The organism is Caulobacter segnis, from assembly GCF_019931575.1.
GTDB lineage: Bacteria > Pseudomonadota > Alphaproteobacteria > Caulobacterales > Caulobacteraceae > Caulobacter > Caulobacter segnis_C.
This window is the reverse complement of record NZ_CP082923.1, coordinates 3,297,990-3,312,999: the sequence shown is the minus strand read 5'-3', so window position 1 is coordinate 3,312,999 and position 15,010 is coordinate 3,297,990. Positions and strand designations below refer to the sequence as shown.

16 protein-coding genes and 1 tRNA gene are annotated in these 15,010 nt (G+C 68.7%); 12 read left to right on the top strand and 5 right to left on the bottom strand.

The window, feature by feature from the left end:
- Positions 1-9: 9 nt before the first annotated feature.
- Genes K8940_RS15260 through K8940_RS15235 form a run of 6 tightly spaced genes read left to right on the top strand, consistent with a single transcriptional unit; the run spans position 10 to position 5,259 of the window.
- On the top strand, positions 10-1,074 hold the full coding sequence (locus tag K8940_RS15260; RefSeq protein ID WP_223390850.1) for an LLM class flavin-dependent oxidoreductase: 1,065 nt from the start codon (positions 10-12) through the stop codon (positions 1,072-1,074).
- Positions 1,071-1,742 (top strand): cysteine hydrolase, encoded by a 672-nt coding sequence (locus K8940_RS15255; RefSeq protein ID WP_411675558.1) that lies wholly within the window; start codon positions 1,071-1,073, stop codon positions 1,740-1,742. Before K8940_RS15260 ends, K8940_RS15255 begins: the two co-directional genes overlap by 4 nt.
- A 2-nt stretch (positions 1,743-1,744) precedes the next feature.
- Positions 1,745-3,130: a peptidase M20 gene (locus K8940_RS15250; protein WP_223390847.1), complete on the top strand. Its 1,386-nt coding sequence runs from the start codon at positions 1,745-1,747 to the stop codon at positions 3,128-3,130.
- Positions 3,130-3,624, top strand: coding sequence for a flavin reductase family protein (locus K8940_RS15245; protein ID WP_223390845.1), 495 nt, complete (start codon positions 3,130-3,132; stop codon positions 3,622-3,624). The genes K8940_RS15250 and K8940_RS15245 overlap by 1 nt, the downstream gene beginning before the upstream one ends.
- Positions 3,625-3,637: 13 nt before the next feature.
- Complete coding sequence (locus K8940_RS15240) at positions 3,638-4,450, top strand: TauD/TfdA dioxygenase family protein (protein WP_223390843.1); 813 nt, start codon at positions 3,638-3,640, stop codon at positions 4,448-4,450.
- On the top strand, positions 4,447-5,259 hold the full coding sequence (locus K8940_RS15235; RefSeq protein ID WP_223390841.1) for an NAD-dependent epimerase/dehydratase family protein: 813 nt from the start codon (positions 4,447-4,449) through the stop codon (positions 5,257-5,259). The genes K8940_RS15240 and K8940_RS15235 overlap by 4 nt, the downstream gene beginning before the upstream one ends.
- Positions 5,260-5,271: 12 nt before the next feature.
- Here the strand turns inward: K8940_RS15235 and K8940_RS15230 are convergent, their stop codons facing one another.
- The 3 genes from K8940_RS15230 to K8940_RS15220 are packed head-to-tail and all read right to left on the bottom strand — an operon-like array spanning position 5,272 to position 7,494.
- Positions 5,272-5,757 (bottom strand): VOC family protein, encoded by a 486-nt coding sequence (locus K8940_RS15230; protein ID WP_223390839.1) that lies wholly within the window; start codon positions 5,755-5,757, stop codon positions 5,272-5,274.
- Positions 5,758-5,780: 23 nt separating this feature from the next.
- On the bottom strand, positions 5,781-6,614 hold the full coding sequence (locus tag K8940_RS15225) for an oxidoreductase (protein ID WP_223390838.1): 834 nt from the start codon (positions 6,612-6,614) through the stop codon (positions 5,781-5,783).
- Between the two features lie 22 nt (positions 6,615-6,636).
- On the bottom strand, positions 6,637-7,494 hold the full coding sequence (locus tag K8940_RS15220; protein ID WP_223390837.1) for a TauD/TfdA dioxygenase family protein: 858 nt from the start codon (positions 7,492-7,494) through the stop codon (positions 6,637-6,639).
- A 267-nt stretch (positions 7,495-7,761) separates the two neighbouring features.
- Here K8940_RS15220 and K8940_RS15215 point away from each other — a divergent pair, with 267 nt between their 5' ends.
- The 4 genes from K8940_RS15215 to K8940_RS15200 are packed head-to-tail and all read left to right on the top strand — an operon-like array spanning position 7,762 to position 11,899.
- Positions 7,762-8,991: an aromatic ring-hydroxylating oxygenase subunit alpha gene (locus K8940_RS15215; protein ID WP_223390836.1), complete on the top strand. Its 1,230-nt coding sequence runs from the start codon at positions 7,762-7,764 to the stop codon at positions 8,989-8,991.
- Positions 8,988-9,791: a 4,5-DOPA dioxygenase extradiol gene (gene ygiD, locus K8940_RS15210; protein WP_223390834.1), complete on the top strand. Its 804-nt coding sequence runs from the start codon at positions 8,988-8,990 to the stop codon at positions 9,789-9,791. The genes K8940_RS15215 and ygiD overlap by 4 nt, the downstream gene beginning before the upstream one ends.
- Before the next feature lie 7 nt (positions 9,792-9,798).
- A complete protein-coding gene (locus tag K8940_RS15205; RefSeq protein ID WP_223390833.1) occupies positions 9,799-10,875 on the top strand; it encodes an acetamidase/formamidase family protein in 1,077 nt (358 codons plus the stop codon).
- Between the two features lie 4 nt (positions 10,876-10,879).
- On the top strand, positions 10,880-11,899 hold the full coding sequence (locus K8940_RS15200) for an AraC family transcriptional regulator (protein ID WP_223390832.1): 1,020 nt from the start codon (positions 10,880-10,882) through the stop codon (positions 11,897-11,899).
- Positions 11,900-12,009: 110 nt separating this feature from the next.
- Here the strand turns inward: K8940_RS15200 and K8940_RS15195 are convergent.
- Positions 12,010-12,084 (bottom strand) — tRNA-Val (locus K8940_RS15195).
- 48 nt (positions 12,085-12,132) lie between these two features.
- Positions 12,133-12,846 carry a phosphoglycolate phosphatase gene (locus K8940_RS15190; RefSeq protein WP_223390830.1) on the bottom strand — a complete coding sequence of 238 codons (714 nt, stop codon included), beginning with the start codon at positions 12,844-12,846 and terminating at the stop codon, positions 12,133-12,135.
- A gap of 68 nt (positions 12,847-12,914) precedes the next feature.
- Between K8940_RS15190 and glmU the strand changes: the two genes are divergently transcribed.
- Positions 12,915-14,294, top strand: coding sequence for a bifunctional UDP-N-acetylglucosamine diphosphorylase/glucosamine-1-phosphate N-acetyltransferase GlmU (gene glmU, locus K8940_RS15185; RefSeq protein WP_223390828.1), 1,380 nt, complete (start codon positions 12,915-12,917; stop codon positions 14,292-14,294).
- Complete coding sequence (rpiA, locus tag K8940_RS15180; RefSeq protein ID WP_223390827.1) at positions 14,291-14,974, top strand: ribose-5-phosphate isomerase RpiA; 684 nt, start codon at positions 14,291-14,293, stop codon at positions 14,972-14,974. Before glmU ends, rpiA begins: the two co-directional genes overlap by 4 nt.
- The last annotated feature ends 36 nt before the right edge of the window (positions 14,975-15,010 follow it).

Genomic DNA, 15,010 nt, shown 5'->3' with positions numbered 1-15,010 from the left:
AGTAACGCCATGTTCCACCGTCCTTCCCAGCACAAGGATTTCGGGGTGTTCCTGCCGGTCGCCAACGGCGGCTGGATCATCTCCAAGACCGCGCCGGTCCTCGACGGCCTGTACGAGACGAACCGCGCGGCGGCCGTGAAGGCCGACGAGGTCGGCATGGACTTCGTCATGTCGATGGGCAAGTTCCGCGGCTTCGGCGGCGAGACCGACCACTGGGGCACGGCCCTGGAGTCCGTCACCATGATGGCCGGCATCGCCGAGGCCACCAAGAACGTGAAGATCTGGGCGACCATCCACCCGCTGCTGCAGAACCCGGCCGTGGCGGCCAAGATGATCGCTACCCTGGATCACATCAGCGGCGGCCGCGCGGGGCTCAACATCGTGGCCGGCGCCTACAAGGGCGAGTTCGACCAGATGGGCGCGTGGGACGAGTCTATGACCCACGACGACCGCTACGCCCTGACCGAGGAGTGGACGGCGATCGTCAAGCGCCTGTGGGCCGAGGACAGCGTCGACTTCGCCGGCAAGTACTTCACGATGAAGGACTGCCAGTCCAAGCCCAAGCCGTTGTCGCGTCCGCGTCCCGACCTGGTCTGCGCCGGCATGAGCGACCGAGGCTTCCAGTTCTCGGTGCGCGAGGCCGACATCTGCTTCATCGGCGGGCGCACGCCCGACGAGCGCCGCGACGCCTCGCTACGGGCCAAGAAGGTCGCCGAGAGCATGGGCAAGTCGATCAAGACCTTCGCCATGTGCACGGTGATCCACGGCGACACCGACGCCGACGCCGAGGCCAAGGTCGAGTACTACAAGGGCGGCGCCGACATGGGCGCCATCCTGGCCATGCTGGAGAGCTGGGGCGTGCCGGCCGAGAAGCTGTCCACCGTGGCGGCCTCGCAGGGCGCCTTCATGACCCACACGGTGGTCGGTTCGCCCAACACCTGTGGCGCGCAGATCGAGGAATATCTGCGCTACTGCGAGCTGGACGGCCTGATGATGATCTTCCCCGACTATGTCGAAGGGCTGACCATGTTCGGCGCCGAGATCCTGCCCGGCCTGCGGGCGGTGTTCTCGTGAATGCGCAAGTTCTAGAAGGTGAGGGGGCCACGACCTCCGGCGTGGTCGACGGCCTGGCCGTCTGGATCGCGCCGTCGCGTACGGCCGTGGTGGTGATCGACATCCAGGTCGACTTCGCCTCGCCCGAGGGCGCGCTGGGCCAGTATGTCGACATGGCTGCGGTCCAGCCCGCCGTGGCCGCCGCCGAACGACTGGTCGGCGCGGCGCGCGCGGCCGGAACGCCTGTGGTCTTCGTGGGTCTCTTCACCGCGCCCGAGACCGACTCGCCGTCCTGGAAGGAGCGCATGCGCCGTCGTGGTGGCGATCCGGACAACGAGAGCGCCCTGTGCCGCGTCGGCGACCCCGGCTCGGACTTCTACGGACCCAAGCCGCTGCCCGGCGAGGTCGTCGTCCAGAAGGCCCGCTACAGCGGCTTCGTCGGCACCGATCTCGACGCGCGGCTGAAGGATCTGGGCGTCGACACCCTGATCGCGGCGGGCCTGACCACGGAGTGCTGCGTCGACAGCACCGTGCGCGACGCCTTCAGCCTGGACTACCATGTGTTCGTCGCCGCCGACGCGTGCGCCGCCTACGAGGCCGACATTCACGCGGCCTCGCTGAAGGTGATGGAACTGAACAGCGCGATCCTGACCGATACGGCCGCGATCGCCGCCGCCTGGAGCGTTTGACCATGGCTGATGGATTTCCCAACCTGGGCGCGGGCGCCCCGTACACGGTCACCGAGGCCGATCGCGCGGCGATCGCCGCCGCCATCGACGAGGCCGAGATCGTCGAGCTGGCTTTGACCCTGGGCAACATCCCCGCACCCTCCGGCAAGGAGCTGGAGGTCGCCAACTACGTCTACGACTGGATGGCGCGCGAGGGCTTCTCGCCGCGCAAGGTCGGGGCGACGCCGGAACGGCCGAACGTCATCGGCACGCACGGCGGCAAGGGCGTGGGGAAGAACCTCCTCTTCACCGCCCACCTGGACACCGAGGCGCCGACCTGGAACCCGGATCTGGACGTCTACAAGTACAGCCCCGAGACCATGGCCAATCCCGAGTGGGAGAAGTGCTGGCTGGAGGACGGCAAGCTCTACGGCTACCCGATCGCCAACGATCGCGGTCCGATGAGCTGTTTCCTGATCGCGGCCAAGGCGCTGAAGAGGGCCGGCTACGAGCTGGCCGGCAAGATGTACCTGACCGCCTGTCCCGGCGAGATCGGCCCCGAGCCGATCGAGGAGCACCGGGGCGTGGCCTATATGGGCAAGGACATCGGCGCCCACTACCTGTTCCACCACGGCGGCGTCGCGCCGGACTACGCCATCGCCGCCGAGGGCTGCGACTTCGGCCTGACCTGGGTGGGCTGCGGCTATGCGGTGTTCCGCTTCCAGGTGTGGGGTGAGGGGGTCTTCACGCCGCTGCTGGAGCATCCGGCGACGGCGGCCCAGCATCCGAACCCGATCTACAAGATCGGCAAGCTGACCGAGGCGATCCACGCCTGGAGCGGCGAGTACGAGAAGAAGAGCCGCTACGACAGCCCAGGCGGCGTGGCCCAGCCCAAGTCGCAGATCGCCTCGGTGCGTGGCGGCATCCCATTCGCCTTCGGGGCGGGGACCGAGCTGGTGAACCTCTACCTGGAGGTGGGCCTGACGCCCAAGCAGCGCGTCGCCGACGTCCAGCACTCGCTGGAGGCCATGGTCCGCGAGGCGGGCCTGGGCCGCATCGACATCGAGCCGGTCGTGGTGCGCCATGGTTTCGAGGCTGACGCCGCCGAGGTGGCGCCGCTGGTCGGCGCCGTCGACATGGCCACCCAGCTGGGCCTGGGCCATCCGGTGGCGCTGGCCAATCCGGTCTATTCCAGCATGTGGCGCGACCACAACGTCTTCAACATGCAGCGGATTCCGGCCATCACCACCGGCTTCCGCCGCTGGCGTCCGACGCCCAAGGACCTGGTCGACAGCGCCCTGATCTACGCCCTGACGGCCCTGGCTGTTTGTGGGCGCGCCAGCCCCGACGAGAGCGCCAAGCGCCCGGCCTCGGCGGTCTATCCCGACAACCCATTCGGGAACGAGTGATGAGCGCGGCGCTTCAACCCCACGCGCCCGAACCGGCGGACTTCCGCAAGGCCATGGGCAGCTTCCCGGCCGGCGTAACCATCGTCACCGCCTGTCATGACGGCCGCCTGGTCGGCACGACGGTCAGCGCCTTCAGCTCGGTGTCGATGGACCCGCCGCTGGTCATGGTCTGCCTCAAGCGCGACAGCCGCACCCTGGCGGCGCTGAGCCTGGCCCGGACCTTCTGCGTCAACATCCTGGCGCACGAGCAGGGCGACCTGGCCTACCGCTTCGCCAAGAGCGGCGCCGACGACCGCTTCGCCCTGACCGCCGTCGAGGCCGGGGTCTGCGGCGCGCCGCTGCTGGCCGGCTGCGTGGCGGCGGTCGAGTGCGAACTGCGCGCCGCCCATGACGGCGGCGATCACGAAATCCTGGTCGGACGCGTACTGCGCGTCGTGACCGACGAAACCAAGACGCCGCTCGTCTATGTGCGCGGCGGCTTTCTGAACGCTTAGGGGAGGCGGCCGCATGGCCTACGACGTGCTCGACGTGAAGCCCATGACCCGCCGCATCGGCGCGGAGATCTTCGGCGTCGACCTGGGCAAGCCGCTCTCGAACCGCCAGTTCGAGGAGATCCACCAGGCCCTGACCCAGTATCAGGTGATCTTCTTCCGCGACCAGGAGATGTCGCACGAGGCCCACAAGGACTTCGGGCGCAAGTTCGGCGACCTGGCCATCCACTCGGGCGTGCCGGGCCTGCCGGACCATCCCGAGATCGTGGCCATCCATGCCGACGCCAACTCAAAGTTCGTGGCCGGCGAGAACTGGCACTCGGACCTGACCTGCGACCCCGAGCCGCCGCTGGGCAGCATCCTCTACATGAAGGTCCTGCCCGACGATGGCGGCGACACCTGCTTCGCCAGCATGTACTGGGCCTACGAGACCCTGTCGGACCGGATGAAGGCCTATCTGGAGGGCCTTTCCGCCGTCCACGACGCCAACCCGGTCTACAAGGCGATCTTCCCGGACATCGACCGCAAGTATAACTGCTCGACCCACCCGATCGTGCGGACCCATCCGGTCAGCGGCAGGAAGAGCCTGTTCGTCAATCCGTCCTACACGACCCACATCGCGGGTCTGTCGAAGGCCGAGAGCCGCGCGATCCTGGAGTTCCTCTATCAGCACGCCAGCAACCCGGACTTCCAGGTCCGCTTCCGCTGGAAGCCGAACTCGGTGGCCTTCTGGGACAACCGCTGCACCTGGCACCAAGCGATCTGGGACTACTTCCCCGACACGCGCACGGGCTACCGGGTGACGGTCGCCGGCGACAAACCGGTTTGAGAGTTCTCCTGCTGGGCGCGGCTGGCGGCATCGGCTCGGCGATCCGGTCGGGCCTGGCCGGCCGCTACGCCCTGATGCGGCTGGCCGACATCGCGCTGCTGTCGCCCGCGGGCGAGGGGGAGGAGACCGTGAAGGTCGATCTCCTGGACTTGCCGGGCCTGACCGACGCCATGGCTGGGATCGACTGCGTCGTCCACATGGCCGGCGTGCCCGTCGAGCCGGAGACCAACGCCTGGGAGAAGGTGCTGCCGGCCAACATCGTCGGCGTCCACAACCTGTTCGAGGCCGCGCGGATCGCGGGCGTGAAGCGGGTGCTGTTCGCCTCGTCGCACCACGCCGCCGGCTTCCATCACCGTGACACGCCGACGTCCGAAACGCTCATCCCGCGCCCGGACAGCTACTACGGCGTCAGCAAGGTGTTCGGTGAGGCGATGGGCAGGATGTACGCCGACAAGTTCGGCCTGCAGGTGCTGTCCTTGCGCATCGGCGCCTATCGCGAGCGGCCGTCGGACCTTCGCCAACTGGCCGTCTGGGTCAGTCCGCGCGACATGGTCGAGCTGGTCCGCTGCGGGATCGAGGCGCCGGATTTCGGCTATGCCACCGTGTACGGCGTCTCGGCCAACACGCGGAATTTCTGGGATAATTCGGCGGCCGCGTTCCTGGGCTACGAACCGCGCGACAACGCCGAGGACTGGGCGGGGGAGGTCATGGCCTCCAGCCCGCCCGAGGACCCGGCCGCCGCCCCGTTCCAGGGCGGCTGGTACTGCGCCAAGGACTTCGTCGGCGAGCCGGGCCGGGTGGCCCCTTAAATCAAGAGTGGGCTATTCCCGCGTGAAGTCCGCTGGGACCTGCGGATCCGCGCCGGCCTTGCCCCACAGCACGATTTCGTTGCCCCAGGGGTCGCGGAAGGCGTGGTTGTAGCCGTTGAATTCCTTCCAGTAGTGGTTTCGCCACAGGATGGTCGCGCCCAGGTCCTCGGCGGTTCCGAGAATGCGCTCGGCGCTGTCGTCGTCGCTGATCAGCACCCAGACGCGCGGCTTGCGGCCGTCGGCGCTCAGCGCTCGTGGCTCGACGCCCTCCGGCTCGGGGTGGGGGCGCGCGTTGGCGGCCTTGAAGATCCCCAGGTGCAGGTTGCCGATCTCGCTGTCGGTCCCGTCGGATTTCTTGAAGAAGCCCCCCGGCACCATGCGGTGATAGACGCCCTCGGGACGGGCGTCGTTCTGCCAGCCGAAGACCTTGGCGTAGAAGTCGCCGGCCTTGGACGGGTCCTCGGAAGCCAGGTCGACGAAGATCAGGGTGTTGGTCACTTAGGGCTCGCTCGCGTTTCGGGTCAGTCGTTGAAGCCGATGGACAGGCTCAGGGCCTTCCAGGCGTCGATGTCGGCGGCCAGGCCCTGGGCGGCGTAGCCGGCGTATTTCAGGGCGTCCTCACCCAGCAGCAGGTGAAGGGGCGGGTTCTCGGCGTCGGCGATCGTCAGGATGGCCTGGGCCGCCTTGGTCGGATCGCCGGGTTCGTGGCCGGCATGGTCGGCCATGATCCGCTCGGCGTCGCGCGCCAGGCCGTCATAGTCGGCAAACTTCTCGGCCACGATGGTCTTGGAGCCCTGGGCGAAGTCGGTGCGCAGGCCGCCCGGGGCGACGTTGACGACCTTGATGCCGAGTTCCGCGACCTCCTGGGCCAGGGTCTGGGTCAGGCCTTCCAGCGCCCATTTGCTGGCGCAGTAGACGCCGGTGCCGGCCCAGACGGCCAGGCCGGAGACCGAGGTGATGTTGATGATCCGTCCGGCGCGGCGGGCGCGCATGGCGGGCAGGGCGGCCTTCAGCACCGCCAGCGGACCGAAGACGTTGGTCTCGAACTGGGCGCGGACCTCGTCCAGCGAGGCCTCCTCGACCGCGCCGACCAGGCCGTAGCCGGCGTTGTTGACCAGGACGTCGATGGTCCCGGTCACCGCCTCGGCCTTGGCGACCGCGGCGGTCACGGCGGTCGTGTCGGTGACGTCCATGACCACGCCGTAGGCGCGGCCGGGCGCGAGGGCTTCGAACGCAGCGACGGCCTGCGGCTTGCGCACCGTGCCGACGACGACGTCGCCGCGCGCCAGGGCGGCGCGGGCGATCTCGCGGCCCAAACCGCCGGAGACGCCGGTGATAATCCAGGTCTTGGTCATGCCAACTCCACCGAAAGGGAGATCAGTAGGGCTTGTCGCCCTTCACCCAAAGGCGGTGCATGGTCCGGATGTACTTGGTGTCGTCGTACAGCGTGCCGGTGTGCAGGGTGCAGCGATTGTCCCACATCAGGAGATCGCCGACCCGCCACTTGTGGCGATAGACGAACTGGTCCTGGGTCATGAACTCGACGAGTTCATCCAGTAGGGCCAGACCGGCCGGCCCGGGCATGCCGATCACCTCGGTGACCGTGCCGGTCGAGGGCCACAGCGCCTTGCGGCCGTCGGCCGGGTGGGTGCGGATCAGCGGGTGCTCGACGTCGGGATTGGCCGCTTCCAACTCGGGCGAAAGGTTCTGCTGTTGACCGAACTGGCGGGTGGCCATGAAGTGCTTGTAGCTGTGGTGCAGCCGCAGCCCTTCCAGCAGGGCCTGCTTGTCGGCGGGCAGGGCGTTCCAGGCCGCGCAGCCGTCGGCCAGCAGGGTGTCGGAGCCCTCGTCCGGCACCTCGACCGCGTAGAGCATGGTCAGCATCACCGGCTCGGGCTTGTAGCTGTAGTCGGTGTGCCAGCCGACCCCGTCGTTGTGGGCGCCAATCGGCTTTCCGTCCACGACGCGGTTGGAGAGAATGAAGATCTTCGGATAGCCCGGCAGGGTGAAGCGGGTCTGGGTGTGGTCCTCGGGATCGCCGAACCGACCGATGAAGCGCATCAGGTCGTCGGGCGTCATCTTCTGGTCGCGCAGGGCGATGGCGCCGTGGCGATGGAAGGTGTCGACGACCTGGTCCAGGGCCGCGTCCGAGGCCGAAGCCAGGTCGATGCCGGAAATCTCGGCCCCGAAGCCGGGCTTCAGGTCCTGAATGGCGATGTCGGCGGTCAGCGTCATGGCGTCCTCCGTGGTGCGATGGCCTTAAGCTAGGCCTCCGGGAGGCGATGGTCTTGCATCAGCGCGCACGACGGCTTTCTCGTCTGCCGCGCGATTGACCCGCTCTTGGGCGCCGTCCGCGCCATCCGGGCGCCGATCGCCCGCGAATGCGGCGTCGGAGCGCGAAGGGCGTTCGACGACCAACTCTTCGTGCGCGCTGGAGCAAGACCGGCCCACGCTGCGGTCCTAGCGTGATGGTCGACTTCCGACTTCTCAGAGCGCTTCACGATGAGCCTGCGCCCGCCGAACGGCTTCTTCAGCGACGCCTTCTTCGAAGGCCTCTCCCGCTCCATGCTGGACGTGGGGGCCGCCGAGACCTTGCCGCCCGCCTGCTATGTCGACCCCGACTTCTACGAGTTCGAGAAGGAGGCGCTGTTCAATCACGAATGGCTGTGCGTCGGCCGCGTCGACTGGGTCAAGGAACCCGGCGACTTCTTCACGACGCGGATCATCGGCGAGCCGATCATCGTCACCCGCAACCGCGACAACCAGATCAAGGCGATGTCGGCCGTGTGCCAGCACCGCGCCATGCTGGTGGCCGAGGGCAGGGGCAACGCGCGCGGCTTCGTCTGCCCGTATCACCACTGGGTCTATTCGCTGAACGGCGACCTGGTGAACGCCCCGGCCATGGAGCGCACCTGCGACTTCGACAAGAAGGCCGTGAAGCTGCCGACCTTCAAGGTCGAGATCTGGCTGGGCTTCATCTTCATCAACTTCGACGCCGAGGCCGCGCCGCTGGCGCCGCGCCTGACGGCGGTCGAGGCGGCCGTGGCCAACTACGACCTCGCCAACGCCGACGGCCTGTCGCCGCCGATGACCGGCCAGTTCGCCTGGAACTGGAAGGTGATGTTCGAGAACAACAACGACGGCTACCACGCCAGCAAGCTGCATCGCGGACCGCTGCACGACTTCATTCCCAGCGAGCTGTGCAGCTTCCCCGAGGCCGAGGAGGGCTCCGCCGGCTTCCTGCGCTACAACGGCACCCTGCACGCCGACGCCAGCTTCAACCCGACCCAGAAGGCGGTGCTGCCGCTGTTTCCGAACCTGACCGAGGAAGACCGCAACCGCGCGACCTTCGCCAATATCCCGCCGACGCTGTCGCTGGTGATGACCAGCGACATGGTCATCTACCTGATCCTGCGGCCCACCGGCCCCGAGACCATGGAGCAGGACACCGGCATCCTGGTGGCCCCTGGCGCGACCGAGACCTCCGGCTTCGAGGAGCGGCTCGAGATGATCATGACCTCGGCCGGAAAGATCATCGCCCAGGACATGCATGTCGACGAGCTGGTCCAGCAGGGCCTGCGCTCGCGCTTCGCCATCCGGGGGCGCTACTCCTGGCAGGAAGGCGCGCAGGTGCAGTTCAATCGCTGGCTCACGCCGCGCTACCAGAAGGCCTGGGCGGCGCTAAAGACCGGTGGCGCGCCGGCGCCCGCCAATTCGGAGGCCGCCGCATGAGCCGCCTGCCCGTCATCTTCTTCGGTCACGGCAGCCCGATGATCGCGCTGGAGACCAACGACACCACCCGGACCTGGAAGGCCATGGGCGACGCCGTCGGCAAGCCCAAGGCGATCCTCTGCGTCTCGGCGCACTGGCTGACGCGCGGGATCGCGGTGACGGCCATGACTAGGCCGCGCACCATCCACGACTTCGGGGCGTCGTTTCCCAAGGCGCTGTTCGACCAGCAGTACCCCGCGCCCGGCTCGCCTGAACTGGCGGCGCGGGTGCGCGAGATCCTCAGCCCCACGCCCGTGGCCCTAGACGAGGGCGGCTGGGGTCTGGACCACGGGACATGGTCGGTGCTGGGCAAGGCCTTTCCCGAAGCCGACGTGCCGGTGGTCCAGCTCAGCATGGACGCCACCAAGCCGCCGGCCTGGCACTTCGAGATTGGCCAGCGCCTGGCGCCTCTGCGCGACGAGGGCGTGCTGATCGTCGGCACCGGCAACATCGTCCACAACCTGCCGGCCATGGACTGGGGTGACAGGAACTGCGCGCCCTACGACTGGTCGCAGCGCTTCAACGACTACATCAAGACCGCCATCGTCGAGGACGCCCCACAGCGGGCCGTCGACTTCCAGAGCCAGGGCCAGGACGCCAGCCGCTCGGTGCCGACGCCGGACCACTACTGGCCGCTGCTGTACGTGCTGGGCGCGCGCCTGCCCGGTGACGCCCCGACCTTCGCCCCCGACCATATCGAGCACGGCTCGCTGAGCATGACCTCGGTCACGCTCTCCACCCCCCGTTTGGCCAGCGTCTGAGGACCCGATGCCCTTCATCTGCGAACCCGGCCAGACCCGCCCCGACGTCGTTCCCGGCGCCCTGCACACGCTGAAGGCCACACCCCAGACCGTTCACTGGGGCTATTTCGACCCGTCGACGCCGCCCGCCTTGCGGGTCAAGAGCGGGGACCTGATCCAGGCCGAGGCCATCACCCACCACGCCGGCGACGCGCCCGAGCTGATGATGGACGAGGGCGTCACCCGGATCTTCAAGGAGATCCCCGAGGAGGACCGCAACCCCGGCGTCCACATCATGACCGGGCCAATCTTTGTCGAGGGCGCCAAGCCTGGCGACGTGCTGGAAGTGCGCTACCTGCGCATGGTCCCGCGCAACAACTACGGCTCCAACCTCGCGGCCAACTGGGGCTATCTCTACAAGGAGTTCGGCGAGAAGGAGCGGGTGACCATCTACGAGCTGGACCCGAACACCAACACCGCCAGCGCCCTCTATGCCTACGACTTCGAGGGCAAGTACCTGATCCCGGGCACGATCACCCACTGCCCGGAATGCGACCGCCAGCCCGCCCTGAAGGGCGTGCGGATTCCAGCGCGTCCGCACCTGGGCACCGCCGGCGTGGCGCCCGCCGTCGATGGCCGCGTCAGCACCATCCCGCCGGGCGAGCACGGCGGCAACATCGACAACTGGCGCATCGGGGCAGGCGCCACGATGTATTACACCGTGCAGGTCGACGGCGGCCTGTTCTCGATTGGCGACCCCCACGTCAGCCAGGGCGACGGCGAGCTGTCGGGCACGGCCATCGAGTCCTCGCTGAACGTCCTGATGCAGATCGTGCTGCGCAAGGACATCCAAACGCCTGGCCCGCTGCTGGAGACGCCCAAGTGGTGGATCGTCCACGGCTTCAACGAGGACCTGAACCTGGCCATGCGCGACGCCTCGACCAAGATGCTGAGCCTGCTCAGCGATCAGGTGGGGCTGTCCAGGAACGACGCCTATTCGCTGATGAGCGTGGCCGCCGACTTCGGCGTCACCCAGGTGGTCGACGGCACCCAGGGCTGCCACGTCAGGATCCCGCGCGACATCTTCCCCAAGCTCAAGGAGTAAGGCGATGAAGGCCTGGTCGTTCAGCACCGAAAGCCACCCCCGCGCCGAACGCGCCGAGGCCTGGCGCGAGGCGATGGGACGCCTGGGCCTGCCGATCGAGGGGCTGTCGGACGGCGAGCCGGCCGCGGCCTCGGTCATCTGTCTGACCTCGCCTTTGGGGATCGAGTTCGCCCTGGTCGAGGCCGGGGCCCAGACCATCTCGGGTCGTCTCTCGGGGCAGCCGGCGGCCGTGTGGCTGGCGGTGCTGCTGCACGGCGAGGCGACCCTGGTCACCGACGATCTGGCCGTCGGCGTCGCGACCGGCGACATCGCCTTCGGGCCGACCGGACAGGCGGCCGCCCTGCGGCTGGACACCCGCTCGCGCCTGCTGTTCGTCCGCGCGCCGCGCGTGGCCTTGGACCACCGCCTGATCAAGCCGTTCAACCTGCGGGTCGGCTGGCTCGAAGGCTCCAAGGGCGTGCCGCGCATTCTGTCGGACCTGCTGCGAGGCACGGCCGAGGAGCTGGAGAACCTGTCGGTCGACCAGTTGCGGCCGGTGGATCTGGCCCTGACCGAGTTCCTGGCCCAGTGCCTGATCGAGCAGGGCGCGGCCAACGCCGACGCTTTGGACGCCGCCACGCCCACCTCGCACCTGCAGCGGCTGTGCCAGACCATCGAGACCCTGTTGCCCGATCCGGAGCTGTCGCTGCGTCGCGTCGCCAACGAGGAGGGGGTCTCGCCCCGCTACGTGCAGAAGCTGTTCGCCTCGGCCAATGAGACGTTCAGCCGCTATCTGCGGCTGCGGCGCCTGGAGCGCTGCCGCATCGACCTGGCCAGCCCGCAGCATGCGCGGCTGTCGATCTCGGAGATCTGCTTCCGCTGGGGCTTCAACGGCTCGGCTCACTTCAGCCGCGCCTTCCGCGAGCAGTACGGCCAGTCGCCCCGCGAGTTCAGGCAGGGCCGCGACAGCGACGCCTCGCTCCGCTTCGAACCCGCCGCCGATCGCGCGACCTCGACCATTCTCTCGGATTTCAGCGCCGCTTGAGGCGGGCGCGTCGGGCTAAGACGAGACGTCCCGCATCCGGCTCACGCGCCAAGCTTCGCGCCGCGTGGTGGTCGCGCGCGTGTCGGTTCGTCAAATCCGTGGGAGGAAGATGGTGGATGCTGCAGGGATTGAACCTGCGACCCCCTCGGTGTGAACGAGGTGCTCTCCCGCTGAGCTAAGCATCCGCCTTGTCGGTTCGGGCCGCGAGGGACCGATCCGCGAGAGGAGGGGGCCTATAGCCCGGTGTTCGGCGCGGGGCAAGAGGTCAAAAGCGAGATGCAGGCCTCCGGCACGTCCAAAAAGCTGTGGATGACCAGATCGGCCCCCAGCGTCTCGACCGGCTCCTCCGTGTAGCCGAACGAGACCAGCACGCTGGGCACCCCGGCGTTGCGGGCGCCGAGGGCGTCGTTGATGCTGTCGCCGATCATCACCGCGCGCCCGACGTCGCCGCCCACGGCCGCGACGGCGGCGGCGACGTGGCGACCGTCCGGCTTGGCGGCGGGCGCGCTGTCGGCCCCGATCACCGCGTCGAAGAAGGGCAGCAGCCCCACCGCCTCCAGCAGGGCGTCCGAAAGGTTGGTCAGCTTGTTGGTGCAGACCACCAGCCGCGCGCCGGCGGCCTTCAGGTCGGTCAGGACCTCTACCACGCCGGGGAAGGGGGCGCTCTCGTCGGCGATGCGGGTCAGGTAGTGGGCGATGAAGCGCTCGACCAGCGGCGGCGCGCGCTCGGCGTCCAGCGGCGAGCCGGCGGCGGCGAAGCCCCGCTCCAGCAGGGCGCGGGCGCCGCGGCCGACCATCAGCCGCACCTCGTCGAACGGGAGGGGCGGCAGGGATTCCTGGGCGAGGATGGTGTTCAGCGCCCCAACCAGGTCTGGGGCGGTGTCGACCAGGGTGCCGTCGAGGTCGAAGGCGATGGTCGCCCCGTTCAGGTCATGAAGCTGGCTCATGGGACTGGCGTTTCGGCCAATTGCACGGCTAATGCAACGCGTAACGCACTCCAGGGAGTCGTCCGGATATGACTGAACCCGCCACCAAGCCCACCCGCCCTCGCGCCGCCGTGATCCTGGCCGCTGGCCAGGGCACGCGGATGAAGTCGCCGACCCCCAAGGTGCTGCACAGGCTGGCTGGCCGCACCCTGCTGGACCACGCGATCGACGCGGCCGAGGGGCTGGGCTGCGAGCGGATCATCGTGGTGGTCGGCGCGCACAGCCCGCAAGTGGGCGAGAGCGCCCGCAAGCGCCTGGGCCCGAACGCGACGGTCGTCCAGGATCCGCCCCTGGGCACCGGCCACGCCGTGCTGGCGGCCCGCGACGCCCTGGCCGATTTCGACGGCGACGTGGTCGTCACCTACGCCGATTGCCCGCTGACCACCGCGCCGGTGATCGCGCCGCTGTTCGAGCAGAGGGCCAACGGCGCCGATGTCGCCGTGCTGGGCTTCGAGGCCGCCAACCCCACTGGCTACGGCCGCCTGATCCTGGCGCCCGGCCACGTGCTCTTGCGCATCGTCGAGGAGAAGGACGCGGACCTGGCGACCAAGCAGGTCAAGCACTGCAATTCCGGCGTGCTGGCCGCCGACCGCGCCACGTTGTTCAGCCTGCTGGCCGATGTCCGCAACGACAACAGCAAGGGCGAGTACTACCTCACCGACGTCGTTGGCCTGGCCCACGACCGCAAGCTCTCGACCCGCGCGGCCTTCGCGCCCGAGCCCTCGGTGCAGGGCGTCAATTCGCAAGGCGAGCTGGCCGCCGCCGAGGCCGTCTGGCAGGGCGCGCGCCGCAAGGCCCTGATGGTCGAGGGCGTCACCATGCCCGCGCCCGACACCATCCACCTGTCGTGGGACACCAAGGTCGCTGGCGGCGCGGTGGTCGAACAGTTCGTGGTCTTCGGTCCGGGCGTCACCGTCGAGGCCGGCGCCGTGATCAAGGCCTTCAGCCACCTGGAAGGCGCGACGGTGGGCGAGGGCGCGCTGATCGGGCCCTATGCCCGCCTGCGTCCGGGCGCGGAGATCGGTCCCGAGGCTCACATCGGCAACTTCGTGGAAGTGAAGAAGGTCAAGGTCGGCGCGGGCGCCAAGGCCAACCACCTCAGCTACCTGGGCGACGGCTCGGTGGGCGAGAAGGCCAACATCGGGGCCGGCACGATCTTCTGCAACTACGATGGCTTCGAGAAGTTCGAGACCCACGTCGGCAAGGGCGCCTTCATCGGCTCCAACAGCGCCCTGGTCGCGCCCGTGCGGGTGGGCGACGGGGCGATGACCGGCTCGGGCTCGGTGATCACCAAGGACGTCGAGGACGGGGCCCTGGCCCTGTCACGTCCGGAACAGACCACGAAGGCGGGGTGGGCGACCAAGTTCCGCGCCCTCAAGCAAGCCAAGAAGGACGGGAAGAAGACATGAGCGCCGACGATCAGAAGCGCATCTCGGGCGAAGCCGCCGCCGAGCTCGTCGAGAACGGCATGGTGGTGGGCCTGGGCACCGGCTCGACGGCCGCCTGGTTCGTCAAGGCGCTGGCCGCCCGCAACCTGAGCGACATCCGGGGCGTGCCGACCTCGGACGCCACCGCCGCCCTGGCGCGCGAACTGGGCATCCCGCTGGCGGCGCTGGACGACGTCAAGACCATCGACCTGACCGTCGACGGCGCCGACGAGGTCGGGCCGGGCCTCTCCCTGATCAAGGGCGGCGGCGCGGCCCTGCTGCGCGAGAAGCTGGTCTGGGAGGCCTCCAGCCGCTGCGTCGTCATCGCCGACGCCGCCAAGAAGGTCGAGGCCCTGGGCAAGTTTCCGCTGCCGATCGAGGTGGTCCGCTTCGGCCACGTCCACACCAGCTGGCGACTGGCCGACATCGCCGCCGAGTTCGACCTGCCGCCGCCGCGCCTGCGCACGGCCGAACGCGGCGTGGTGGTCACCGATGGCGGCAACCTGATCTACGACATGGCCTCGGGCCGCATCGACGAGCCGGCGGCCCTGGCCACGGCCTTGAAGAGCATCACCGGCGTGGTCGACCATGGCCTGTTTCTGGACCTGGCCGACGAAGCCCTGATCGGCACCGATCAGGGTGTGGTGCGCCACGTTCCCTGACGTCCTACATAGAGCCGCACAAAGCTAGAGTTTCCC

Bases quoted from the DNA above. Each gene is read 5' to 3' on its own strand.
- K8940_RS15260 (WP_223390850.1), top strand. From the start codon at position 10: ATGTTCCACCGTCCTTCCCAGCACAAGGATTTCGGGGTGTTCCTGCCG.
- K8940_RS15250 (WP_223390847.1), top strand. From the start codon at position 1,745: ATGGCTGATGGATTTCCCAACCTGGGCGCGGGCGCCCCGTACACGGTC.
- K8940_RS15245 (WP_223390845.1), top strand. From the start codon at position 3,130: ATGAGCGCGGCGCTTCAACCCCACGCGCCCGAACCGGCGGACTTCCGC.
- K8940_RS15240 (WP_223390843.1), top strand. From the start codon at position 3,638: ATGGCCTACGACGTGCTCGACGTGAAGCCCATGACCCGCCGCATCGGC.
- K8940_RS15225 (WP_223390838.1), bottom strand. From the start codon at position 6,614: ATGACCAAGACCTGGATTATCACCGGCGTCTCCGGCGGTTTGGGCCGC.
- K8940_RS15220 (WP_223390837.1), bottom strand. From the start codon at position 7,494: ATGACGCTGACCGCCGACATCGCCATTCAGGACCTGAAGCCCGGCTTC.
- K8940_RS15215 (WP_223390836.1), top strand. From the start codon at position 7,762: ATGAGCCTGCGCCCGCCGAACGGCTTCTTCAGCGACGCCTTCTTCGAA.
- ygiD (WP_223390834.1), top strand. From the start codon at position 8,988: ATGAGCCGCCTGCCCGTCATCTTCTTCGGTCACGGCAGCCCGATGATC.
- K8940_RS15205 (WP_223390833.1), top strand. From the start codon at position 9,799: ATGCCCTTCATCTGCGAACCCGGCCAGACCCGCCCCGACGTCGTTCCC.
- K8940_RS15200 (WP_223390832.1), top strand. From the start codon at position 10,880: ATGAAGGCCTGGTCGTTCAGCACCGAAAGCCACCCCCGCGCCGAACGC.
- K8940_RS15190 (WP_223390830.1), bottom strand. From the start codon at position 12,846: ATGAGCCAGCTTCATGACCTGAACGGGGCGACCATCGCCTTCGACCTC.
- glmU (WP_223390828.1), top strand. From the start codon at position 12,915: ATGACTGAACCCGCCACCAAGCCCACCCGCCCTCGCGCCGCCGTGATC.
- rpiA (WP_223390827.1), top strand. From the start codon at position 14,291: ATGAGCGCCGACGATCAGAAGCGCATCTCGGGCGAAGCCGCCGCCGAG.